The sequence below is a fragment of the Aetokthonos hydrillicola CCALA 1050 genome (genome assembly GCF_017591665.1).
In the GTDB taxonomy this organism is placed as follows: Bacteria; Cyanobacteriota; Cyanobacteriia; order Cyanobacteriales; family Nostocaceae; genus Aetokthonos; species Aetokthonos hydrillicola.
This window is the reverse complement of record NZ_JAAKGC010000014.1, coordinates 1-23,716: the sequence shown is the minus strand read 5'-3', so window position 1 is coordinate 23,716 and position 23,716 is coordinate 1. Positions and strand designations below refer to the sequence as shown.

General features: G+C 40.3%; 16 protein-coding genes. 8 read left to right on the top strand and 8 right to left on the bottom strand.

The window, feature by feature from the left end; genetic code table 11:
* Window positions 1–52 precede the first annotated feature (52 nt).
* The 4 genes from G4P69_RS09560 to scyA form a co-directional block, all read right to left on the bottom strand.
* Entirely contained in the window at window positions 53–1,141 is a 1,089-nt protein-coding gene (locus G4P69_RS09560; RefSeq protein WP_208338996.1) for a ScyD/ScyE family protein, read from the bottom strand.
* Window positions 1,142–1,146: 5 nt separating this feature from the next.
* Window positions 1,147–2,121 (bottom strand): scytonemin biosynthesis cyclase/decarboxylase ScyC, encoded by a 975-nt coding sequence (scyC, locus tag G4P69_RS09555; protein ID WP_208338997.1) that lies wholly within the window; start codon window positions 2,119–2,121, stop codon window positions 1,147–1,149.
* A gap of 124 nt (window positions 2,122–2,245) precedes the next feature.
* Window positions 2,246–3,382 carry a tryptophan dehydrogenase ScyB gene (gene scyB, locus G4P69_RS09550; protein ID WP_208338998.1) on the bottom strand — a complete coding sequence of 379 codons (1,137 nt, stop codon included), beginning with the start codon at window positions 3,380–3,382 and terminating at the stop codon, window positions 2,246–2,248.
* A 33-nt stretch (window positions 3,383–3,415) separates the two neighbouring features.
* The gene (gene scyA, locus G4P69_RS09545) at window positions 3,416–5,284 is read right to left on the bottom strand and encodes a scytonemin biosynthesis protein ScyA (protein WP_208338999.1); all 1,869 of its coding nucleotides are present in this window, start codon (window positions 5,282–5,284) and stop codon (window positions 3,416–3,418) included.
* A 1,251-nt stretch (window positions 5,285–6,535) separates the two neighbouring features.
* Here scyA and G4P69_RS09540 point away from each other — a divergent pair.
* The 8 genes from G4P69_RS09540 (at window position 6,536) to G4P69_RS09505 (ending at window position 16,737) form a co-directional block, all read left to right on the top strand.
* Window positions 6,536–8,578 carry a scytonemin biosynthesis sensor histidine kinase gene (locus tag G4P69_RS09540; protein ID WP_208339000.1) on the top strand — a complete coding sequence of 681 codons (2,043 nt, stop codon included), beginning with the start codon at window positions 6,536–6,538 and terminating at the stop codon, window positions 8,576–8,578.
* 295 nt (window positions 8,579–8,873) lie between these two features.
* On the top strand, window positions 8,874–9,686 hold the full coding sequence (locus G4P69_RS09535; RefSeq protein ID WP_208339001.1) for a response regulator transcription factor: 813 nt from the start codon (window positions 8,874–8,876) through the stop codon (window positions 9,684–9,686).
* 380 nt (window positions 9,687–10,066) lie between these two features.
* Window positions 10,067–10,183 carry a photosystem II reaction center protein I gene (locus tag G4P69_RS09530; protein ID WP_208339002.1) on the top strand — a complete coding sequence of 39 codons (117 nt, stop codon included), beginning with the start codon at window positions 10,067–10,069 and terminating at the stop codon, window positions 10,181–10,183.
* Window positions 10,184–10,344: 161 nt separating this feature from the next.
* Complete coding sequence (locus G4P69_RS09525; RefSeq protein WP_208339003.1) at window positions 10,345–12,819, top strand: DUF3769 domain-containing protein; 2,475 nt, start codon at window positions 10,345–10,347, stop codon at window positions 12,817–12,819.
* Window positions 12,820–13,160: 341 nt separating this feature from the next.
* The gene (locus G4P69_RS09520) at window positions 13,161–13,607 is read left to right on the top strand and encodes a cupin domain-containing protein (RefSeq protein WP_208339004.1); all 447 of its coding nucleotides are present in this window, start codon (window positions 13,161–13,163) and stop codon (window positions 13,605–13,607) included.
* Window positions 13,604–14,722: a DegT/DnrJ/EryC1/StrS family aminotransferase gene (locus G4P69_RS09515; RefSeq protein WP_208339005.1), complete on the top strand. Its 1,119-nt coding sequence runs from the start codon at window positions 13,604–13,606 to the stop codon at window positions 14,720–14,722. The genes G4P69_RS09520 and G4P69_RS09515 overlap by 4 nt, the downstream gene beginning before the upstream one ends.
* Window positions 14,719–15,486 carry a class I SAM-dependent DNA methyltransferase gene (locus tag G4P69_RS09510; RefSeq protein WP_208339006.1) on the top strand — a complete coding sequence of 256 codons (768 nt, stop codon included), beginning with the start codon at window positions 14,719–14,721 and terminating at the stop codon, window positions 15,484–15,486. Before G4P69_RS09515 ends, G4P69_RS09510 begins: the two co-directional genes overlap by 4 nt.
* A complete protein-coding gene (locus G4P69_RS09505) occupies window positions 15,487–16,737 on the top strand; it encodes a glycosyltransferase family 4 protein (RefSeq protein WP_208339007.1) in 1,251 nt (416 codons plus the stop codon).
* Window position 16,738: 1 nt separating this feature from the next.
* On the opposite strand, the gene G4P69_RS09500 is transcribed toward G4P69_RS09505, so the two are convergent.
* The 4 genes from G4P69_RS09500 to G4P69_RS09485 all read right to left on the bottom strand — a co-directional run.
* A complete protein-coding gene (locus G4P69_RS09500; protein WP_208339008.1) occupies window positions 16,739–18,295 on the bottom strand; it encodes a hypothetical protein in 1,557 nt (518 codons plus the stop codon).
* A 192-nt stretch (window positions 18,296–18,487) separates the two neighbouring features.
* Window positions 18,488–18,619, bottom strand: coding sequence for a photosystem II reaction center protein PsbN (gene psbN / locus G4P69_RS09495; RefSeq protein ID WP_208339009.1), 132 nt, complete (start codon window positions 18,617–18,619; stop codon window positions 18,488–18,490).
* A gap of 140 nt (window positions 18,620–18,759) precedes the next feature.
* Window positions 18,760–19,974, bottom strand: coding sequence for an ATP-binding protein (locus tag G4P69_RS09490; protein WP_208339010.1), 1,215 nt, complete (start codon window positions 19,972–19,974; stop codon window positions 18,760–18,762).
* On the bottom strand, window positions 19,956–23,716 hold a 3,761-nt coding region (locus tag G4P69_RS09485), incomplete at its 5' end, for a HEAT repeat domain-containing protein (protein ID WP_208349543.1). The genes G4P69_RS09485 and G4P69_RS09490, both read right to left, overlap by 19 nt.

The window sequence follows — 23,716 nt, the reverse complement described above, 5'->3', positions numbered from 1 at the left end:
ATTCTGGAATTGATTGTCCAAAGTTTGGGTTTTGCGCGTAGAAGACCAGTTTTTAAGTTGGATTCTTAATTCTGATAACTTGCCCTTGTTTTGGACGACCTCCTCGGTTAATGACGTAGATAGCACCGTCAGCACCGATAGTTAAAGCAGTAGGTGACTCTAAGCCATTTCCACTCAGCACAGTTGTGCGAGTACCGTCAGCGGCTATCTTAATCAAAGTTCCATCTAGCTTACCTTTCCAGCCAGATTGATTAGCATGTTCTAAAGTATACAAGTTACCCTCTTCATCGAAAGCTAAATCAATCAGTTGAGTAAAGCCTTCTACATAAGTCTTCAGTTCTCCCTCAGAACTTAATCGATAAATTTTTGCCCCACCTTCTGGAAATGGAAATCCAGTGAATTCACTGATATAATAAGCACCATCATGACCTTTTGCGATTCCAGTGGGTACCGACTGGATTAGCATCTGCGACGGCTGTGCGTGTCGATAGGCGCTAGGAGGTGGTACGTGTCCTCGATCAAAAGATTGAGAGTCCAAAGTTGGAAAAATTGGATTGATCAATGTTTGTTTGGGGATCACAGCGATCGCGTGCAGATGGCTTCCGTCTGTATTCACCCTCAGCAGATCATTTGCACCAGCATCAACTACAATAATTTTGCCTTCATCTATCAACAAAGCTAAAGGATTGCTAACCACTTCAGCTTGATCAGGATTATTGGCAAGTTCATAATCTGCTAGATCAGCAATAGTTGTCCAAGAATTAGTATTAAAGTCAGGAGTAATGATTTTTCCTAGATCAGTCTCACCTAACTTGGCATCACGCAAAGCTGGATCAGCAGCATATCCAATTAGAACATAAGGCTTGCCTGTGGAATCAAATTTGATATCATGAGGCCCAGCAGCTCCAGTACCATCTGGAAATGCAACCGAAGGAAGTCCTGTTAATACACGCTCTGCTTTACCATTCTCAATTCTTGTTACGGAACCGCTCGTGCCATAATATAAAATACCTTGGCCACTTGGAGATGGAACACCAACCACCTCTCCTCCTCCACCAGCTTCTGTAACGTAGAGACTACCATCAGGAGCAAAGCATAAACCTTTCGGATTATCTAGATTATCAGCAAGTACTGCAAACATAATTCTTAGTTGCTCGCTGTTACTAGTAACTCCTGAGTTTGTGGCAAATAGCTCATTCCACGGTTAAATGACTCTAAATTACCAGCCTTAGCCTCAAGCATACGTTTAATATTCATAGCCTCAGCACCAAAATCTTCAATTTGGAGTTTACCGTGAGGCAAAGATTCTCCTGGTTTCCAGAATGTAATTTGGTGGAGGATGAAACCGGGTGCAGATGGATCACCAAAAGCGTAAGCAGTCGGAATCAACAGTGCGACAGAGCGTTGATAAAATTGATAATCAGGATAGAAATATTCTTGCTCAAGCAAATAATATTTACTCAGAGTGTGTAACCGCAGAGAAATATTTACTTTTTGGTCATACTCATCAAGAAACTCTCCGGACTCAGGAGAAATTTCACCAAATGGTCGTACCAAATGCGCCCACTCATCCATATTTCGGAGATTTGATAAATACTTAACACCTATTTCAACAGGTGCATCGACATAAATAGTGTCAGTATCGATAAAGTAGCGTCCTTTTGCTGCTTGTTTGTAACCAGCCTTACGCTCTAAAATAGCTTTAAGAGAACGACACTCCGAAGTATGTACGGTATGAATTCCTTGCATAATCATTTGGGTTTGTCGCCTTGGATCTACAAAGCTTAGCCAATGAAAATACACACCTTTTTCATCTGTTCCAGGCTCAATATAGTCGGGAGGAAAAAGCAGAACAGGATAAACTTGGAAATATTTTTGATACTCAAACCCACAATGCCACTCAATGCCAAAGAAAAGAGGATTTTCTAACTTCTTAACATGATAGTAAAGATTCTTGTGGTAACCAGACGCTGAGCCTATCCAAGTATCTTCGTCTACTTGCTCTTTCATTCGGCTAAAAAGCGTCCAATCATCCAAATTTTTTAAACTGCAAAGGTATTCAAACGCAGTCTCTGGTGATGTTGCAATATAAGCTGATGTTGCAAACGTATTTTTTTCCACTACTTACTCACTCCTTAAACACTTAAGTTTCGTTAGTCTCCCAGACTCACCGCACTGCTGACACTCCTTCGTCCCTACCGTTCACAGTCGCCCATAACTCATACTGAATTGTGAACGCCACGTGCTACCCTACGGAAAGCCTCCCTGCAGAACTGGCTCCCCAACGCAGTAGCTCCTCCTGAATTCTGACTCCTGACTCCTGAATTCTTTTTTGTTGATTCTTGAGGCTTCTAGCCATCATAATTCTTTGCTCTGCTAACTGTTTAGCAGCACCATTAGTGGTCACTCCCTGTTGTTGAGCTATCTCAAAAATTTCTATCAGGGTGTCATAAATATTATGCAGTTGCTGAAACGCTTTCTCTTCATTGTACCCTATCATCTCATTGTAAACGTTGATGAGTCCTCCTGCATTAATCACGTAATCAGGGCAATAAAGAATTCCTTTTTTAGCCAACATTTGGCTATGGATTTTTTCTTCTCCTAGTTGATTGTTAGCACAACCCGCAATAATTGGAGCTTGGATGAGAGGAATTGTTTCGCTGTTGATAATTCCACCTAAAGCACAAGGTGAAAATACCTCGACGTTAAGAGAGTAAATTTCATCAGGTTCTACAACAGTTGCACCAAAAAGTCTTTTGACTTCCTCAGTTTTTTCTTTACTAATATCAGTAACAAAAAGTTTAGCACCATTTTCATGCAACTGCTGACAAAGATTTTTGCCTACATTGCCTAAACCTTGAACTGCTACTTTAACCCCTTGTAGACTTTCACTCAAAAGGCCAAATTCTACCGCCGCTTGTATTCCAAGAAAAACGCCTAAAGCTGTTACTGGAGCAGGTCCACCTGATTTTTCTTCTACACCAACAACGTAACTAGTTTCTTGGCTAATTGTTCTTACATCTTCTGGTGTAAGATTCACATCTTGACCTGTTATAAAACGCCCGTTAAGACGCTCGATGAAGCGCCCATAGGCTCTGAACAGTTCATCAGTCTTGTCTTTAGGATGAGCAATAATTACTGCTTTTCCACCACCAACGGGAATGTTCGCGCAAGCAGCTTTGTAGGTCATTCCACGGCTTAGACGTAGAGCATCTTTTAAAGCAGCTTCTTCGCTCACATAGGGCCATAGTCTTGTCGCTCCCATCGCAGATCCGAGACTTGTATCATGAATAGCAATGATTGCCTTGATGTCTGGATTTTTGCTATGACAGAATAGAACTTGCTCGTGACCCATTTCTCCTACAGTTTCAAAAAGGTTCACTCTTGTCTCCTTAATTTTGTTGGTGGTAAACAGTTAAATATTTGGAAATGAAATCATTTCAGTCTTTTTAGCTGGTGTGGATTTGACGCCTTGTGCTGCTAGTAAACCTTGGTTACGTCCTTTAGATGGGGCACGCCTATTTGGATCTATCAATACATCGACAACAAATGGGCCATTTGCGGCGATCGCTTCTTCTAATGCTGCTCGAATATCAGACTCCTTATGAACACGTACACCGTCAGCCCCCATACCACGAGCAATGACAGCAAAATCAGCTTCAGGAATTGTTGCATCTGCTCCTGTCATTCCTAGCATGGCCATTCCTTGATGGCACATGTTGTAACGAGCATCGTTGAGTACAATCCAAATAGCAGGAATTTGATATTTGACGGCGGTGTTGATTTCATTATTCATCAACATTGCTCCATCTCCTACAATGGCGACGGCTTTACCTTTGTGTGTACAGGCTGCTCCTACAACTCCGGTGACAGCGTGACCCATTGCTCCCACTCCGGTGCTCACACGGTAACGGTTCGCTTGATTGAATCGCAGAAAATGCGTTGACCAAGTGAAAGAGTTACCACACTCCGCCATTACAATGGCATCACTGCTTTCAACAATCACCTCTTGAATGACTTGCATTAAGACTTCTGGTCTTACAACAGCGTCCTCATCTGCGTTCATTCGTTCTAGTTCAGGGTGAGGTAGTGATACAGATGTTGGTCTACTTGGTAGTAACTCTTCACAACTTAAGAGTGTTTGGAGAAATGCTTTGATATCAGATTGAATTGCTAACGTTTCCGCCTGTGGATACGCAACGCCTGGTACTGTTGGGTCAATATCCACATGCACAAAACCCCCTGGTGGAACCATCGTTCGATTCCAAAAAGATGTTGGTTCACCAAGGCGTGTGCCTAACACAAGTGTCCGTAATGGGGTTTGTTGCTGCATGTAACTCATAACTGAAGTATGACCACCCAAACCTGTAACACCCACAAACTGGGGGTGATCTTCAGGAAAAATGCCTTTACCACGAGGAGAACACATAACTGCTGCTCCAGTTTTTTCTGCAAGCTGACGAATCTCATCTGCAGCATCTCTAGCACCAAAACCTACCCAAATGGCAAAAGGTCCCTCAGAGAGTAGCTTTATTGTTTTGGCGATCGCTTCAGTATTAGTTGTCACGGGAAAGCGAGAAACACTTAGCTGAGGTAAAGTTACCTCATCTATTAAGCTTGTTTGCACCGCTGTGGGAATACTCAAATGAGCAACAAATCCTCCTGGCTGGGACAAGCCGAGTGCTAACGAGCGAAAAATTTGTGGCAGTTGAGCAGCGCATTCCACAGTGGTGGCATAGTTAAACAATGCTCCTGATGTAAAAATTCCTTCAACAGGTAGTGTGGTATGACTGGTTTCTTGAATTGCCCATCGCCCACGCTGTGGTGCTGAAGTACAAGCGGAGAGTAAAATCACTTTTGCACCCTCGCCACGTGCAGCAAATAATCCTGTCAAAGCATTTGTGATACCTGGTCCTGCTGTTGTGAATACTACAGTTGGGTTACCATTAGCAAAATAAGCCTCTACCGCCGCAAAGGCTGCACCTGATTCATGGCGAAAATTTAGCACTTGCAAGAGGCTGCTAGAGAGCGAACCCCAAATAGTCGCCATTGCACCGCCTGCTACCCCAAAAGCACAGCAAACTCCCAAATTTTCCAACATTTGGGCGATCGCATCAGCGACAGTGAGAGAATTTTCTACTTCTTCTTGTAAAACAGAGGTGCTTTTATCGCGATTGACTTCTTGTGTAGAACTTGTTGCAGATGCTACTAAACTATCGAGTTGAAGCTGTTGGTTTAACTTGCCATTAATTGCGTGGGTTGTTTCAGTATAGTTTTGACTCATTGTCGTATGCCCTAAAATCCTGAGAATATTGCCAAGTTGCTGCGTTAGTGTTTACAGTCTTACTCATGTTTATTGACAGGGACTGTTTTCTCTTCTACTTAATCAAGACTAGAACTAATTGAAGCTTTTACCTTTAATAAAAAACTTGTATATTCAGAAAGCGAGAATCGAAACCCTGCCTATGGACACAAGACTACAAAAGCTTAAGACAAAGGTGCAATGAAATTTTTTTTGATCGGTTTGTCTATTTTTTTGATATTAATTGTAGTCAAAATTACTCACACTTAAGGAGGATTTAAAAATCTATCTTTTGGTAGATTGAATGAATTCAAAAGGCATCGAATAGTGGATCTTGAAAAGAAAGCTAGAATTATGTATAACTTGCTATAAATAAAATATGAGTCCTAACAATTCGAGTAAAATTATCTATAAATTTTATGACCGCTCCAATTATATTCACTTTTATATTTTGCCTATTTCTATAAAACAATAAAATAAATTTCCACACGGATTTATCCAAGTCGAGCTTAATTCTTTATGAGAAAACTGAGAGTCAGTCCTTCCAATGACTGGACTTAGCCTTGATATTTTGCATACATTATTAGTAATAATTGTAACATTTTGAGTAGTGGATATTAAGTATAATCTGCCGCATTTAAAGGCAGTACATTTACTACGTTTATTTTTTTTGTGTTTGAATACACATAAGTATTATACTCCGTATGACAGATGAATAAAACAGCGTATATTATTTACAAAAGTTAAATGTATTGCTTTTAACTGATAGGCTTGGGATTATGAAAAATTAAGTTAAGAAAAATTAAATTTATGAGAACTTACCCTGATTCTCATAAGGTAAGCCAGGTACTAGTTTTACTAAATCCTGCGTCACGGCATGTAGCTAAATGAAAGTAGACAAGACCCTCAACAGAGCAAAGACTCAACCTTTAAAACTTCCTGTGTGAAGGGCTGAGAGCCGAAGAGTAAACCTTGAGACGATGCGTTGAAGTTGAAAAAGTCTTTATGCTCCTCAATTGCTCATGTAATATAGTTTGATACAGAAAGTATCAGACCACTGAAAACACATTTCCTAAAGTTCCGCAAATTTGTGTAAAGTTTAGTAAAAATATGATAAATTAATGTACAGGATAAGCTAGTCACTAACTTGACAGTAAAAAATTTGGGAAGCTTTGATAGTAAGCCCGTTGACTTCTGTAAAGCCGACTTATAGCAAAGGGTGGTGGAGAGGCAATGACTTCTTGCGAAGATATGTTTGTTGAATCTAAATCTCAGTTGATCTTACAGCTAGAAGAATTGAAATTTTCTCAAATCTTGATCAACTCTACTGTAGAAGCAGCTTTTTGTTTAGACAAGAATGCACGGTTTCTATTTGTCAATCAAGCAATGTGCAATATTAGCGAGTATCCTCGCGAAGAATTACTTTCCATGACATTGCAGGAACTAGATATAAATTTTTCGCTACAAGACTGGTCAAATCAATGGGAAAGTTTGAAGGAAAGCTTTTGTAAATCTACTCTTAAACAAGAGCATTTGATTACTTATCAATCAAGCTATAGAACCAAGCAAAATCGGAGATTTTTTGGAGAGATCACTATCACTTATAGAAAAAATCAAGATCAAGAGTTGATTTGTGGTTTTCTTCGTGAGAAGAATGAGCAAAGCGGAAGCTTAAATTCAACAAAAGAGTTGACAAAAGAGCAAGATATAAATCAAACTCTAAATCTGGCAGAGGGTTTTTTACTGGAAGTTGATGAATATCACTATTCAGAGTTTGAGCTAGTAAGAACCCTTTGTCTTCTTCGTTCTGCTCTTAACTCTACAGCAAATGGTGTACTCGCAGTAAATTTTGAAGGAGAAATTCTTTACTGCAATCAGAAATTTTTAGATATGTGGCAATTACCCAAATCGCTTGCAATATCGAGAAAGTGTAATCAAACTAAAGATTTTTTAGAAAACCAAGTTAAAGAGCCAGAGGTTTTTCATCAAGTTATTTGGGAAGCACCCAGTCAGTCGGATTGTGAAAGCTATGATTTAATAGAATTAAAAGATGGAAGGATTTTTGCACACTACTCTGAGCCGCACCGTTTAGGTGACAAAGTTATTGGCAGAGTTTGGAGTATTTGGGATATTACTGAAGCTAAGAGAACAGAAGAAGCACTAAAACTAAATGCAACTAGATTCCGTATTTTAGCAGAAAATACAGATGCCAGCATTTTCTTAATTAGAGAAAGTTGTATTTGCTATGTAAACCGCGCAGCAGAAGTTTTGACTGGTTACACCAGGCATGAACTAACTCATAACTTTAATATTGACAAATTAATTGCCAAGAAGAGGCTGAGGCAAGTACATAAGCAAGATGGTACTGCCTGTTGTGAATATCAGGAAATCCAAATTCATACGAAGAATGGTACAGCTCGCTGGTTAGCTTGTACAGTGCAATTACTCGATGGAGTTGTGGATTTTGCAAATAATCAAGTTCGAATGATCACAGCAATCGATATCACTGATTACAAGCAAGCAGAGACAGAGCTGCGGCAAGCTCTTGATCAGGCAAAACGGTTGAGTGAACTAAGAGAACGTTTTGTTTCCATGCTGTGTCATCAATTCCGAACTCCGCTTAATGTTGTTGCATTTTCTGCTGACTTACTTAGGCGTCATACACATCAATGGACTGAGGAGAAAAACCGATCTTATCTCGATTTAATTCAAGCGGCGGTTAATCAAATCAGTGATTTACTCGATGAGCTTTTGCTATTTGGTAGAGCAGAAGCAGCAAAATTAAAATGCGAGCCGAGATTGCTTGACATTAATCAGTTTTGTCGCGATATCGTAGCACAAATGCAGCTAGCAAGCGGCAACCAAAAGATAATCGATTTTATTAGTGAAGGTGACTGCACCACAATATACCTAGATCCAAAACTGCTTCAGCATATCCTTACCAATTTACTTTCAAATGCAATAAAGTTTTCTCCTGCAACCAGCGCAGTTACTTTAGAACTTTCTTGCCAAAAACCAGACTTGGTCTTTAAAGTTAAAGATGTAGGAATTGGCATTCCATTAGTAGATAAACAACAAATATTTGAACCATTTTATCGAGGTAGTAATATCGACAATATACCTGGTACTGGTCTAGGCTTATCGATTGTTAAAATCTTAGTTGAGTTGCATCAAGGGCAAATTGATGTCGAAAGTGAAGTTGGATTAGGTACTACTTTTACTGTAAAACTTCCATCAACTAATGTTCAGCCATTGAATATACTTCAAAATTCATAATTTAGAGTGTTCATGAAGAAGAATTCAGGAGTCAGGAGTCAGAATGATAAATACTAGTTAAAACCTCGTCTATGAGTGGACGAGATAGGTGTTGAAACTTTTCCTACAACATCATCCCTTGATGGGTGGTGCATTCTGAACGCCACATTCCTACAGAGGGAAACCCTCCTGCAGAAGTGGCTCCTCCTGTATTCTGATTTCTGACTCCTTTTTATTACATAAGTCCTAATGCTTGTTGAATATATACGCGAAAAATTATTAGCTACTCGCTCTCGCAAATTCTGGGAATTTTACAATGGTACATGAATTGTCGAAAAAAATCTTAGTAATTGAAGATGATGCTACAACCCGCAACATTTTCTTAGATGGTCTTCAAGCCGAAGGTTTTGATACTATAGGCGCAGAGAATGGCGTGATTGGTATCCAACAAGCGCAAGAACATTTACCTGACTTAGTGATTTGTGATATTTTCATGCCAGATATGAGCGGTTTTAATGTTCTGACTGCACTCCGGCAAGATCCAGTCACAGCAATCACGCCGTTTATTTTTCTGACTGGCAGTAATACTAAGGCGGATATTCGTAAAGGGATGGATTTAGGTGCAGATGACTATCTAACGAAGCCTGCTACGGTAGAGGAATTGCTAAGAGCGATCGCAACCCGATTAGAAAAGCAAGCTAAAGTCATGCAGTACTGGTATGCCGCGTGCTGTCAGCAACCCCAGTCTGAAACCAGAACTCAATCCACTGACTCTGAGTCATTTTTTCCATCCCTTCCTCAACTTAAAGAAGTTTTCGATTTTATTGAAGCTAATTATCATCAAGGAATTACCTTATGTGACGTAGCTGAAGCAGTTGGTTACTCATCAGCCTACTTGACAAACCGAGTTGCAAAGCAGACAGGAGAAACTGTAAACGCTTGGATTGTTAAACGCCGAATGGCAGCAGCACGTTCCTTGCTTCAAGAAACCAGTCAAACAATCGAACAAATCGCCACAATAGTAGGATATCAAAACGCCTGCCATTTCTCCCGCCAGTTTCGCCAACACCACGGAGTACCCCCCCAAACGTGGAGAAAGGAAAATCAATTATATTCCAAGTCAGCGTAGGGTGTGTTAGCGTAGCGTAACGCACCGAAAAGAGTAATAATACCAATTGTCTAAAACAAAACAACAGATACGATGCGTAGGGGCGAATGGCATTCGCCCTTATATTCGGGAACCGAAGGATTGAAACGGTGCGTTACTCCTCTGCCTATTGGAAAAAAATAGAGAACGCGTGGGAAACCTAAGCTTACCCTTCAACGTCTCAAGATCTGAGCCTCTAACTTCTGCCCAAGGTTCATCTACGAGTCGCAAAAGTTGCTAAATACCTTAGTCTCTTACAAAGAGTCCTCAAAAAGGGGACGAGTTTTAGGTAAGATAAGAAAGCTATCTTTACTGCGAGTAGCAGATAGAGAAGCTTTTCATACTATATAGGAGCTCTCCCAATGCTGACTTTAAAAATCGCTGTTTATATTGTTGTTGGTTTCTTCGTGACTATATTTATCTTTGGATTTTTGTCAAACGATCCAGCTCGTAACCCAGGTCGTCGTGATTTAGAGTAAAAACGTGATAAATTAACCGGAGTTGCCGGATAGGCAGAAGGTATGCATTCGGAAGGCAAAGTAAATGATCCTTCCAAACGGGTGCTTTCATGCTTTGGTTTACACAGCATGAGAGTGTCCTACCCTTTATTAGCTATTCGTTAGCTTGATTTTGCTGAAATATGCTTCATCCAATTCTGCCACCTGTACCGCGTCCAAACCTAAAACCTGTACAAAGTGAAAATTTTGTCTCAACTACTGCCAAACAGGATTTACAATCAGTAGTCAAGTTAACCTTAGCAACTCCTCAAGAAAATTCAGCAGAGAATGATTTAGTAACCTCCCAGGTATTATCAACACCAAGTAAACCGGAAACGTTCCCGCCGGAGTTTTCACCGATCCCCACTAATAAAAGTGCAGCTTCGTTAGGTCAAGATCTGAATGTTGGTTATCCTTTAAAAGAGGGTAGCAACTCAGAAATTTCGCCTCAAAACTCATCAAATAAAAAGCAGATTGATCTAACACTGGCAAAAAGCAACAACTTATCTAAAACCAAAGCACAACTCTTAGTTGAGAAATTAGCCCAAGCGAAAAACCAGAATGATACGGCTACGGCAAAACAGCCAAATGCAATAGAATTTAACTCAGCGCCAACACCCTCCACAATAGAATTTAAAGCACGCAATCAGGTAAATCAAACACAAACGCCAAATCCAACTTCTCAACAACAGTCTCTACCACCATCACAAAGCAGTACCCCAAAAGCTCAGTCTTCACCTACAAACACGCCTCCACAAACAAGGAGAGTTATTGAAGTTGTTGCAGATAGGCAAGAGTATGACGAGCAAAGGGGAATTATCACTGCTGAAGGTAAAGTCGTAGTGAGATTTGACGGTTCAATAGTAGATGCCGATCGCCTGCAAGTAAACATAAATAACTTGATCGCTGTAGGTGAAGGAAATGTTGTATTGACCCGGGGTGATCAAGTAATACGTGGACAACGCTTTACATACAACTTTATTCAGGATAGCGGGCAGTTGAAATCTGCCAGAGGGGATATTAATATACGCTCTGCCCAAAGAGATTTATCTTTCTTACCTACCGATATAACTACAGGTGGTGTTCCTCAAAGTCCATTGAGCGATCGCATCAGTTCTAATCAACCACTACAAGTTAGTAACCGTGGGGGTATCAACGTTACAGTAGGGGGTTCAAGAACTGCAAGCAATCTTCCAAACCCAAAACAGGGTGGTCAAGTTAGGCGCTTACGCTTTGAAGCTGCAAACGTTGATTTTTATCCTAGAGGTTGGCAAGCTAGAAACGTTAGTATTACCAATGACCCTTTTTCTCCCCCAGAACTGGTATTAAGAGCAGATAAAGTCACGCTAACACGAGAGTCTCCCTTACAAGACAAGATCAAAACACAGCGACAAAGGTTGGTATTTGATCAACGAACTAGTATACCCATTCCCAAGGATGAGCAGACAATTGACCGTAGTGAACGTAATGTAACTCCCACAATAGCTGCTGCTGGCTACGATGGCACCGACAGGAGAGGTTTGTTTATTGAGCGTGGTTTTAAAGTTATTAATCAACCAGGAGCTAGCTTTAGTGTAACGCCCCAGTTTTTAGTCCAAAAAGCAGTACAAAATCCTGGTAATGTTGGAGAACTATTTGGTTTAAAAACAAAGGTAAACGCGGTTCTAAGTCCACAAACTACAATTAAAGGCTCTGCACAGTTAACCAGTTTAGATTTAGGTAACGTAGAAAATACTTTACGGGCAAGCTTACGATTACGTCAGAGTTTTGGCGATGATCGCAATCCACACACGCTAGCTTTAGAATATAGCTACCGAGACCGTCTTTACAACGGTAGTCTTGGCTTTCAAACTGTCCAAAGTAGTCTTGGTGGTATCGTCACCTCTCCAATAATCCCTTTAGCAAAGAGTGGGATTAACCTTAGTTATCAAGGTGGAGCGCAGTACATTAATGCTAACACTGACCGCCAAGACTTACTAAAACAACAGGGAAGTAATAATACTCGCATCTCTCTAGGTCGTCTTCAAGGTAGCGTTGCTTTGAGTGGCACTATACCGTTATGGGGTGGTAAGCCACTGCCATCCACCCCGACTGGAGGATTGCGATACACACCATACTTGGTGGTTCCTTACTTGAACTTGAATGCTGGGGTGACTGGAACAAACAGTTATTATACCAGTGGTGATAATCAATCTACCCTAACTGGGACTATTGGTCTGGCAGGACAGTTTGGGCATTTTTCTCGTCCTTTTCTAGACTACACCGGCTTTACTCTCAGTTACTCCCAAGGCTTAAACAATGGCTCGTCGCCTTTTTTGTTTGATCGCGTTGTTGATACCAAAGTTTTAACTGCTGGAATTACGCAGCAAATATATGGTCCATTCCGGTTCGGTTTTCAAACCTCGATTAACCTAGAAACAGGACGAAGCACGAGTACAGATTATGTTTTAGAATATAGTCGCCGCACGTATGGCATTACCTTACGCTACAACCCAGATTTACAATTAGGTGGTATTAGTTTCCGTATCAGTGATTTCAACTGGACTGGTGGAACTGATCCATTTTCTGACACTTCTGAAGTTAAGCCAATTGTCAATGGTGTTCGTCGGGATTATTAAGTTAATAGTGTTTATACATTCATCGATTCCAACACATTATCCGGAAAAATCGCAAAGTTTTTATATTGACTATGTATTAAATACCCATATTTTTGAGGGTTAATTGACAGATATTTTTTTTACTATCTCCACTAATTATTTATACCGAACTTAACTGGTGTATAATCTACATATTGCACTATAGACTGATAAGGTAATTACGAGAAATACAATGTAAAAAAATCCTCACGAGATACCGTTGCTTATTGCTTTAGAGTAGCTATTTCGGCTAAACTTTAGTCAAGTAGTAAAACTTGTCAACTTTAAAAATTAAACGTATATCTCTAAATTTACTTGGGAAAATGATAGAAAACATCACCGACGAGTGCAACCAGCTTCTTGCGGTAATTGTATCGAAAGATTTTAATAAACCAGGAATTCACTTTTTTACTCCTAATGACCTTTCTCAGCAGCTGGCGTATATGCGTCATCCTGTAGGGAAGGTTATAGAACCTCATATTCATAACCCTGTTGTTAGAGAAGTTGTCTATACACAAGAAGTTCTTCTGATTAAGAGCGGTAAGCTTCGAGTAGACTTTTATAACAATCAACAGAGCTATCTAGAAAGCCGTATTTTACAAGCGGGTGATGTTATTTTACTAGTCTCTGGTGGTCACGGGTTTGAGGTTCTTGAAGAAGTAGAAATGATTGAGGTAAAGCAAGGTCCCTATCTTGGTGAACATGACAAAATCAGGTTTACTGGTGTCACTTCTGAACAAGGAAAGATATTGGAGTTAAAAAAGGTTTGAACTCACCTATTCCTGTTAATGAACCATTACTTAATGGTAATGAGAAGAAGTATTTAGCCGAAAGTATTGACACGGGTTGGATTTCTTCAGAAGGACCATTTGTTAAACAATTTGAGCAGCAACTAGCAGAGCGTGTACAGCGAAAATATGGTATTGCTGTCAGCAACGGTTCTGTCGCTCTTGATGCAGCAGTTGCAGCATTAGAAATTAGTAAAGGGGATGAGGTAATTGTGCCAACTTTCACAATTATCTCGTGTGCAGCGGCGATTATTCGTGCGGGTGGTATTCCTGTTTTGATAGATTGTGACCCCCACACATGGAATATGGATGTTAGCCAAATTGAGGCAAAACTCACACCCCGAACTAAAGCAATTATGGTAGTGCATATCTACGGGCTACCTGTCGACTTAGACCCGATTTTGGCGATCGCAGACAAGCATGGCCTAAAGATCATTGAAGACGCAGCAGAAATGCACGGTCAGACATACAAAAACCGTCCTTGTGGGAGTTTTGGTGATATTAGTACCTTTAGTTTTTACCCCAACAAGCATATTACCACAGGCGAAGGAGGAATGCTGCTGACTAATGATGAAGAGTTAGCAAAAAAATGCACTAGTTTGCGAAATCTCTGCTTTCAAGCCCAAAAACGTTTTGTACATGAAGAACTAGGTTGGAATATGCGGATGAGTAATCTGCAGGCAGCTATTGGAGTTGCTCAATTAGAGCGTTTAGATGAGTTTATTGTACGTAAGCGTAGGATGGGTCAACTCTATACAGAGTTACTAGCAGATATTCCAGGGATACAGTTACCATTACCGCAAACAGAATATGCAGACAATATCTATTGGGTATATGGTTTAGTCTTGAAAGACGAAGTTCCATTTGACGCCGGAGCAGCAATGCAATATCTGCGAGAACTTCACATTGGAACTCGTCCCTTCTTTTGGTGTATGCATGAGCAACCTGTACTCAAAAAAATGGGTTTATTTGAAGGGGAATCTTATCCAGTAGCGGAAAAAATTGCTCGTCGAGGATTTTATATACCAAGTGGGTTAGCGATTACAGAGGAACAAATAGAACGGGTAGCCATAGCAATTAAGGAGTTACTGAAATGAGCGTATTTCACAGCTATGCCCGTTATTACGATCTTCTCTATCGAGACAAAGATTACTATGGGGAATCAAACTTTATTCACCAGCTGATTCAAACCCATGCATCCAATGCACACGATATTTTAGAGTTAGGGTGTGGGACAGGTATTCACGCAATTGAGCTAGCAAAGCAGGGATACAAAATTCAAGGCGTAGATTTCAGCGACCGAATGCTGGAACGAGCTTATGATCGTCTTGGTGAGCTACCGCCTGATTTAGCATCTAGATTGAAATTTTACCACGGCGATATTCGTCATCTGCGAATTAATCAAACATTTGATGTTATCATCTCGCTTTTTCATGTCATTTGTTACCAAACAACAAATGAGGATTTATTAGCGGCTTTTGCGACTGTCAAGGAACATCTCAAGCCGGGGGGTATATTTATATTTGATGTATGGTACGGACCAGCCGTGTTAAGCGATCGCCCGACGGTTAGAGTAAAGCGTCTGGAAGATGAAGAAATTCAAGTCACTAGAATTGCTGAACCTGTGATGTATGCCAATGAAAATTGGGTCGATGTTAATTATCAAGTATTCATTAAGGATAAAAGTAATCATGCTGTAGAGGAACTTTGGGAAACGCATCGAATGCGTTACTTATTTAAACCAGAGATTGAACTACTCTTTCAGAGATTTCAAATGGAAATTATCGACTTCCGGGAATGGATGAGCGATCACAAAGCCGGTTTTGATACCTGGAGTACTTACTTTGTGGGGAGAGGATAGATGAGAGTTGGTATAATTTTTAGGGGAGGATTACCAGAAGTTGGTGGTGGCTATACATTTAGCCATGAAATTTTGGAATCAATAGCAAATTTTTGTTCCCATAGTTCCCATAGTTTTATTATATTTAGCACTAATAAACAATCTCCTAACGCGTTATCCAAATGGACAAATATCGAACACATATCTCTTTATACTTCCTTTAAAATACGCTGGAAATATCGTTTTTTAGCAATACGAGATGCTGTCTTAAAAAAATTAAATAACTATAAAAAAGTAAAATTCAACATAGAGAATTGGCATCGAAAATTTATCCTAACTTCTCTTAAAAACAACAACATTGATATTATTTGGGAGACAGGACCAGATTGCTTGACAATGGAAGTGCCCTACATCATGACAGTTTGGGATTTACAACACCGTATGCAGCCATATTTCCCAGAAGTTAGTGTAAAAGGAGAATGGGATATGCGCGAGCAGAGTTACGCAACACAGTTAAAAAGAGCAGCATTTGTTCTGACAGGTACAGAAGCAGGAAAAGCTGAAATCAATCAATTATATCAAGTCCCAGCACAGCGTATTAAGGTATTGCCTTTTCCCACGCCAGGGTTTGCCTTGGATAGTGTCGTAGATGATGGAGAACACATACTTAAAAAGTATAACCTTCCCAACAACTATCTATTTTATCCTGCTCAGTTTTGGCCACACAAAAATCATGTTGGGTTGCTACTAGCTGTAAAATGGTTAAAAGATAAGTATGGTATTAATTTTCCAGTTGTCTTTACTGGTTCTGATCACGGAAACGAAAAATACGTTAGGCAAACAGTTTGTGATCTCGATTTATCTAAACAGGTATACTTTCTTGGGTTCGTTCCTAAAAAAGACTTGACTCTTCTTTACTATCATGCATTTTCCCTTACCTTTTTAACATTCTTCGGTCCCGATAATTTACCTCCATTAGAAGCATTTGCTTTAGGTTGTCCTGTAGTTGCTTCCAGAGTCTCGGGTGCTGAAGAACAATTAGGTGACGCAGCTTTGTTAGTTGATCCTAAAGATACAGAAGAGATTGCTCTTGCGATTAAGTCTCTTTGGGATGATATGACTTTACGTCAGTCTCTGATCGAACGTGGATTTGTAAGAGCAAATAAATGGATTGGAAAAGATTATATTAAAGGTATATTTTCACTGTTGGATGAATTTACAGCTGTTCGACGCTGTTGGAGTAATACAATAGATTATGTAACCACAAGATAGATTATCTTTTTTGCCATAGCTTCTGCAAACGTTGAAAAATTTTCAACAATATCTCTTCTAAGAAAAGCATCATACGATCAAGCCATTCCAGGATTAACTCCAAGGGGTGCTTCTCGTAGCCAATGATCTCTGCTTGAGTTTCTATCCAGTCTGGTTTTGCTTCTCTTTCAGTGGTGTGAAAGCCCTGCTGAAAAAGTTCTCCTTTGTTGCTGTCTGTGCGAGACTGATTAATTAGCGATGCAGCTATGGAAAAACGGGAACCAAGTTTTTTAAGCCTTCCTTGCTTGTTTACATCTGTTAATGGAGCTAACTCATTAACTTTTGTTGTTACTTGAGATAAACCAAAACTTGACTTCGATTTTTGGAAAAACTTTTGGTATGTTTTAATTAAATTTCTTGGACTAGAAGGAAACTGAGGGTTTGTTTGTGGAGATGGTAACAATAACTCTTCATTATTGCCTCGTTCACTGGTAGGTTTGGATTCACCAAAAAAATCCTTCTGGGAGAGCCAAGGAGATTCCACCAACGCCAAGCTTCGCATTTGTGGACTTTCCAAAAGTCTTTTCATGAAACTACCTAGCCCAAGCTCAGTAAGATCTGCAGAATGCCGTAGTGTTAGTCCTTCCTGTGATGTTGAATCATTCCCATGGGTAGCTGCGCTTACGAGGTTTGGGTAGCTATTTATCTTATTGCCTTCAACGTGTCCTTGAGAAGATTTGCCAAAAAAGAAATTGATCGCTTGCCAAATCAAAAGTTGTATATTCAACCCTTGATTTTCTCTCGTACGTTCTACTGTGCTTAATTGTTCTTGTCTCTCAACAAAAATATTCAGTTGAGTTTGTACTGTCTGGTAAAGGGAGGAAATTTGTTGTTGCACTGGTACTAGTGCATTTGATTCTAACTTGGCAACGGCGGTATCTAGTAACGCTACTATCGGATAAGCGTTCGGCGCGGATATCTCATACCCTGTGGTTTGACTTACTAGCGCTGGTGTATTTTTGGGCTTAGGAGAACTTAGCTTTGTTAATAAGCGATCAATTTCGGTTAACAATTTGGTCTCGTTTTTTTCCGCCGTCAATCGCGACTCGCGCCAGTATTTAGCAATTTCTGTAAGGATTCTGTCTTGTAATTTTGTTTGCTGCTCTTGTGTTAAGATATTGAGGATTTGATTGTCAGTACTGACTAACACCAAATTGCGGCTGACAAGCTCTGAAGCAATTCCTTGGACTACAACCTTTCGTTGCAGATCCTCGACTGCATGTAATACTTGTTGAATAGGGGCGTCACCTGATGGGATAGTCTGGGTTCCGAAGTTGCTGGAACTTTCTTGTAGATATTGCTTGGTTGTTTGTTCCTTTCGGTTGAGTTGTCTAGCTGGTGAATCGATTGTTCTTTGGAGAAGCAAGTGGACTGGGTGAAGTAATGCTTCTAAAGACCAACTTGCTGCAACCTGCAAATGACGAAAGGAACTCTGTAGGCGATCGCCTAAACGCCGAGATTGCTGATTGACAAAGTTAAACAGTCTGCTTTGATAACGACTAGAGTAGGCGTAAGGCATGTTACAAAAGAAACCTTTGGGTAGGAAACGTTATAGCCTGTAAATATAAGTATAAAGAAAAGATATCACTAAAAACAGTAAAAAGCTTATGTGATAAGCTTTTTTTTACTTTACTTCTTAAAGCCGTACTAGTACTCTGAACCTAGAGTACAACCCTTTTGACTTTTGACTTTTGACTTTCCCGTAGGGGGGCTAGTCGTCATGATCCTCGAACGGATCACTTAAGTTTTTACTAGGAGGACCAAAAGAGGTGTAAATAGACACCGCAGTAATGGCGATGACAATAGCAGCAACGGAAACGACTAAAACTGTTGTAGACTCCATACCTGGTTGATGAAATATTAATTTCTTAATGTTAAGTATTTTTAATATTTTACAACAATTCGAGTAAAAAGCCCACAAAGTTGAGGGTTTTCTGAGTCCAGACAACCCTCAACTATCTTAAAGCACGTAACATTAATTCATTAACAGCATTTTTTCCCTACGATCTTAAGGATCGCAAGTGGGCGGGTTTGTTGATGTGTTAGGCTTGAGGCATAAGGGCCCGAGATTGGTTTGAGCATTAGGTCGAGTAATAAATCCCAAGGGACCAGCCTTGTGTTCCCCATTAAAGGGAGTAGGTTTACTAACATCAAATCCACACGCAGCAGCATCTTGAGGGTTATTAAACCAAAATCAACTTCACTAAAATGACTAGATTTCTCTGCTGCATTCCACCATGTAGAAAAGTCATTCTGATGATGTTGTAACAACTTAGCAACTAAATTCGAGTCAAATTCTTTTTGATGGTGAGAATCAAAAATGATATTCAGCGTTTGTTGTGTTAAATATGGATGACATCCAGACCATTCCAGAATAGAAGCTATTCTTTCTTCACTTAAAGAAACTTCTTCTTGCTCAGCGCGATCGCCAATCAACTCTTTTGCTTCTTGCTCACTCAAAGGAGCCAACCATTCAACTTCTGCTATATTCAGCAAAGGAGATCCCACACGCTGCTGATACTCCTTCAAATCTCGATAGCCAGATAATAGCAGACCCAAAAAAGAATTTATCGCTGTACCCGTTTCTTTCAATCCCCGCAGGTATGACCAAGCATCGCTCGCCCAGTTTTGACGTACAATAAACTCAGCCCCATCAATCAAAAAACAGACACCTTCAAATTTCAAATTACGCAGTTCGTCTAAAGTTTTGAGGAATGCTGATTGAAAGCTATCGTTATCCAACCGTCTTTCATAATCAGGATTATTGATATTAAGCTTAATATTTATCTGTTTTAGAAAGCTGATTGTAACTTCCCCACCCTTCACGCGACTTAGAAAGTCACGGTACATTTGCTGTATCCCAGCCGTAGGAACTTCTTTCCAGCGTTCTATTCCTTCCCGTAATCTAGCAATGAGGAGATAACGTAAATTGTCTAAATCCTTGGGCTGTTCTAATTGTAAATTGATCAAAACGGGAAATGCTCGCCGGGAAAAATTAGTATTTGGGTTCAGTAAATTCCATTCAATAGCACGCAAAGCACTCGTCTTACCTAACCGCCGTCCGGCTAAAAGTATTCTCACTTGGAATGGGGACTGAAGTATTGTATCAAGTAAGGCGGTGCGCCCAAAGAAGTGAGAAGGGTCTGTAATTGCCACTCGAAAGTTATCAAACGGACGTTCTACTGGCAAATTCGCCATTCTTCAATCTCCTCCTGTGTCATTCGCATTTGAATCCAACGTGATAAAAGTGGCACCCGGATATAGTAACAATCCTCATTATTCACTTCACCGTGATACAATAATCCCACATTTGTAAGCAACGTACAGGCATCTAAGCATTGATCGTCTGTAAATTTACCTTGAAGTTTCTTCAGCAACGCTTTTGCTGTGACTTTCTCAGGAGAGTTTTCGTTGCATGCTAAGACTTGGAGAACTGAAATCGCCACTTCAGATTGGCGTTTTTCTAAATCTTCCCAAATGCTCCGCTCAAAATAATTCCTCAACTCTCCCTTTTGGCTAAAAACCTTGTCTACAAAACGCTCTACCATTGCCCATTCAATCAGAATATGACCACCTTGAGAAGAGTTTGTATTTTTATCGTTGATTTTTTGGGTTAAAAAGCGAGTAAGTTGGCGAGATACAAAAGGGTGTCCACCGCTTTGCTGATGGATTTGTGTAAGGGTTGTTTCGTCAAACTCTAAACCCATCAACTCACCAATATTAGTCAGCATGTCTGTTGTTTCCTCTGTTGAAAAAGGAGACAAAAAGACTTCTTTGAAAAACTCAAAAACTGGATTAGTCGCTACCCCTTGTTGATTCCAGTTATTAATTCGATTGCAATCTGGGTGTACGTCAGCAACGAGGAGTGACATCTGACGGTGTTTTTGAATCAAGACGCGCAGTGCTTCAAAGCAAGCATTAAATTCTTCAGCTTTCTCCCGTGAGTCTTCTTGATGGGGAATGATTCTTTCTACTTCGTCTACAAAGCAAAGGATGGGTAACTTATACTTTTTACTTTTCTCGATCGCAAGAGCAAAGTCATTGATTCTCCGGATAAACTCTGCTTTTAACTCTGCTGCTGGCTGATTTTTTGGTAATGGCTCACTATAGGCCATAGTATCACTTTCTAGGCTATACAAACTCTGGAGGATATGATTGAATAGCTCAGCGCCATAGCGTGACCCTCCATACTGTTGCAGATCTATGTGTACAACTGGATGCTCCCGCAACAAAAAGCCTAGCTGGAATAGTACAGATGTTTTACCCGACTTGCGCAATCCAAATAGCCCAATTCCTTGATATCTAATGAGTTCTTCTCGAAGACGCTCCAATAGTTCGGTTCTACCAAAGAAAGAGAATGTGTCACTAATGGCGTTCCTGTCATCGAAGAAGTCAGCACGCTGGAGATAGCGATCAACATATTCTTCCAGCAATCCTCTACACTTGTTTTGGTCTGGTAGTGCTTTTTCTACCGATGTTAAAGGAATGGGAATCAAAACAAAGCGATCGCGTAACCTCACTTTTGCCATTTCTATTCTAGCTGTGGTGTCAGGAGAAACTTTGTAGAAAAGAATCGCAACCCTCTGAGGATAGTCTAATGGTAATTTTTCAGAGACTTGAACAAGCTGGTTCACATCTCGATCAGTTGGTGTGTCTATAGTTAGCACTACTGGTAAAGGAGTGTAGGTACTAAGCCGACCTTCAATAGTTTCAATTGTAAGGTAGAGTCCTTCCTTACGTTTTACTTTTGCACCAAGGAGTTCTAAAAACTGAACTGCTAGATCCAAACTTTTCGTTTTCTGTTCCTGGTTGCGTAATAACTGCTGTATGTCGTCTTGTTTCCACTGAGGCGATCGCAACGTTAGCAACTGGACAAATGTTCCAACCAATGTATAGTCCTTGGTATTAACAGCGTGTTGGATTAATTTTTCTCTCAGTTCTAAAGCAACTTCTAAAGGGAGTAAGTTTGCTAACAATAGATAGACACCACGAAACCGGGGGTCGCCTAAGTGTTCATTTATACGTGATTCGACTTCTTCACTTTTGCCAAGAAAGTTTTGCACAAGGAAGAATTCCATAATTTTATCATGGCGAAAGTACCAGCTTTTCTGTGGTTCTCCATCTAGATTCTTCCACTGACGGCTCACGACCATTTTATATTTTTCATCTTCCATACTTATGAGTTCTTGCTCGAATTCATCTTTAGGTATGGCGCTTTCGTCGTTAAGCCGCATCTGGTATACTAATTGTGAGAATTTTGGTAGTGGAAATTCGTGTTTCCATTTTTGCTGATATTCTGCCGCCATGAGCCGATATTGTTGTGCTTGCAAGCGAAATAGATCTGGTTGTTCGCCTTGTGCGAGCATAAGACCGACCAGAGTTAAATCCATTGGGTTGGAAAGAATCCGCTTAGCAGCTTCTAAATCTTCTGGTGGTTGTTGGTCATTGAAAACTTCTGCGATGTAGCGGATGCAGGCTTGCTGGTAATCAGTTTTTTTAGACTGGTTTTCTTGAAGAAGTGATGGCTGACGAGAAATCAAAAACTCCTGTATTTCTTGTGCATCGTTTAGCGGTTGCAATTCATAAGTCTTTGCTGTTGACGGGGGTATCCATTCTAGAGGCTGGGTAGTCATAATAATGTTACCCTGAAATGAGTTTTCTACAAACTGGGAAATTTTTGCCCGTGTGTCAGCAGTAACTTCGTTAAGTCCGTCAATGCAGATATCTATCGCCCCCAAGCAAATTAGTTTTTTTAGAAATTTTGTATCTTGTACCTGTTCCTTTAGCTTTGCCTGGATTGCTTCAATAACACCTTGATCGCATTTTTGAGCGGGTAGGTAAACAACCGTTCGCTGAGAATTTTTCACCAAATGACGCAAAAACATCGACTTGCCTAAACCAGAATCACCTTCTAGGACAATTTGTCCCTTGAGAGTTGGTAGTGCTTGGGTGATTGGTTGAATTTCTGGTGGGGGAGTTCCTGGGGGAACCTTGGTAAAAGATTTTTTAAAGTAGTCTTGGTCATTAAAATTATCTAATCGTGCATCTACCAGTAGAGAACGCTTGAATGGTGCAAATAATCTTTGACGCAACCAAGGAACACAGATCAAGAGTAAGCCGATGTAACCAAAACCGACAATACGACGTAACCAAAGGTTCCAGAAAAAGATTGCCAGAACTTGAGGAAATTTGGGATAGGTTAGGATCAGCGTTAGCCAAATAGCAAAGTGAATGAGGAGAATAGTTTTGGCTAGGAAAAACCACTTCCAAAACTCGAGATTATTAATGACTGCTACTACGGTGTTAGCGTCATTGTATCCACCTTTTTTGAGGTTTTCGTAGTGGGTTTGAAGTAAAGTAATGTCCTGCAGTTTCCAATCTGGAACTTTGTTAGCAACTTCAGCAATTTGCTGAGCTAGGTTTTTTTGTAGTCTCAGTCCTTTACTAATATCCCAGATCTTAAGAAACAATTCTAGTGTTTTTACGCCTTCGCCTCGTGCATTTGTAAGTTTATGAGGAGTTTCTTTAGGATTGCCAAGCCATGTGAGCAGCGTTTTCACCTCATCAGTACCACCCCCAAGAAAATAGGTTAAAAATCGCCAATACTCAAAGTTTCCGTGGTCTAACGAAAACTCTCCTTGATTTGGCTCCTCAGTATAATTGAGGATAATGATAACCTCTTGCAAGTCTAACTGTCTAACATTTTTTAATGCAGAAGCCGCTTCGCCCCGAATGTTGGCATCAGCCTTGTCATCCTTGAGAATAGTGAGGATATCAGGAATGTATTTTGTCCCTGCTGTGCCGAAGCTGCTCAATGCAGAAGCCGCATAGCGCCGAAGGTTGGCATCAGCCTTGTCATCCTTGAGAATAGAGAGGATATCAGGAATGTATTTTGCCCCTGCTGTGCCAAAGCTGCTTAATGCAGAATTCGCATAGCGCC

Coding starts and splice junctions, on each gene's coding strand:
- G4P69_RS09560 (WP_208338996.1), bottom strand. CDS start 1,141: ATGTTTGCAGTACTTGCTGATAATCTAGATAATCCGAAAGGTTTATGC.
- scyA (WP_208338999.1), bottom strand. CDS start 5,284: ATGAGTCAAAACTATACTGAAACAACCCACGCAATTAATGGCAAGTTA.
- G4P69_RS09540 (WP_208339000.1), top strand. CDS start 6,536: ATGACTTCTTGCGAAGATATGTTTGTTGAATCTAAATCTCAGTTGATC.
- G4P69_RS09535 (WP_208339001.1), top strand. CDS start 8,874: ATGGTACATGAATTGTCGAAAAAAATCTTAGTAATTGAAGATGATGCT.
- G4P69_RS09530 (WP_208339002.1), top strand. CDS start 10,067: ATGCTGACTTTAAAAATCGCTGTTTATATTGTTGTTGGTTTCTTCGTG.
- G4P69_RS09525 (WP_208339003.1), top strand. CDS start 10,345: ATGCTTCATCCAATTCTGCCACCTGTACCGCGTCCAAACCTAAAACCT.
- G4P69_RS09520 (WP_208339004.1), top strand. CDS start 13,161: ATGATAGAAAACATCACCGACGAGTGCAACCAGCTTCTTGCGGTAATT.
- G4P69_RS09510 (WP_208339006.1), top strand. CDS start 14,719: ATGAGCGTATTTCACAGCTATGCCCGTTATTACGATCTTCTCTATCGA.
- G4P69_RS09505 (WP_208339007.1), top strand. CDS start 15,487: ATGAGAGTTGGTATAATTTTTAGGGGAGGATTACCAGAAGTTGGTGGT.
- G4P69_RS09500 (WP_208339008.1), bottom strand. CDS start 18,295: ATGCCTTACGCCTACTCTAGTCGTTATCAAAGCAGACTGTTTAACTTT.
- psbN (WP_208339009.1), bottom strand. CDS start 18,619: ATGGAGTCTACAACAGTTTTAGTCGTTTCCGTTGCTGCTATTGTCATC.
- G4P69_RS09490 (WP_208339010.1), bottom strand. CDS start 19,974: ATGGCGAATTTGCCAGTAGAACGTCCGTTTGATAACTTTCGAGTGGCA.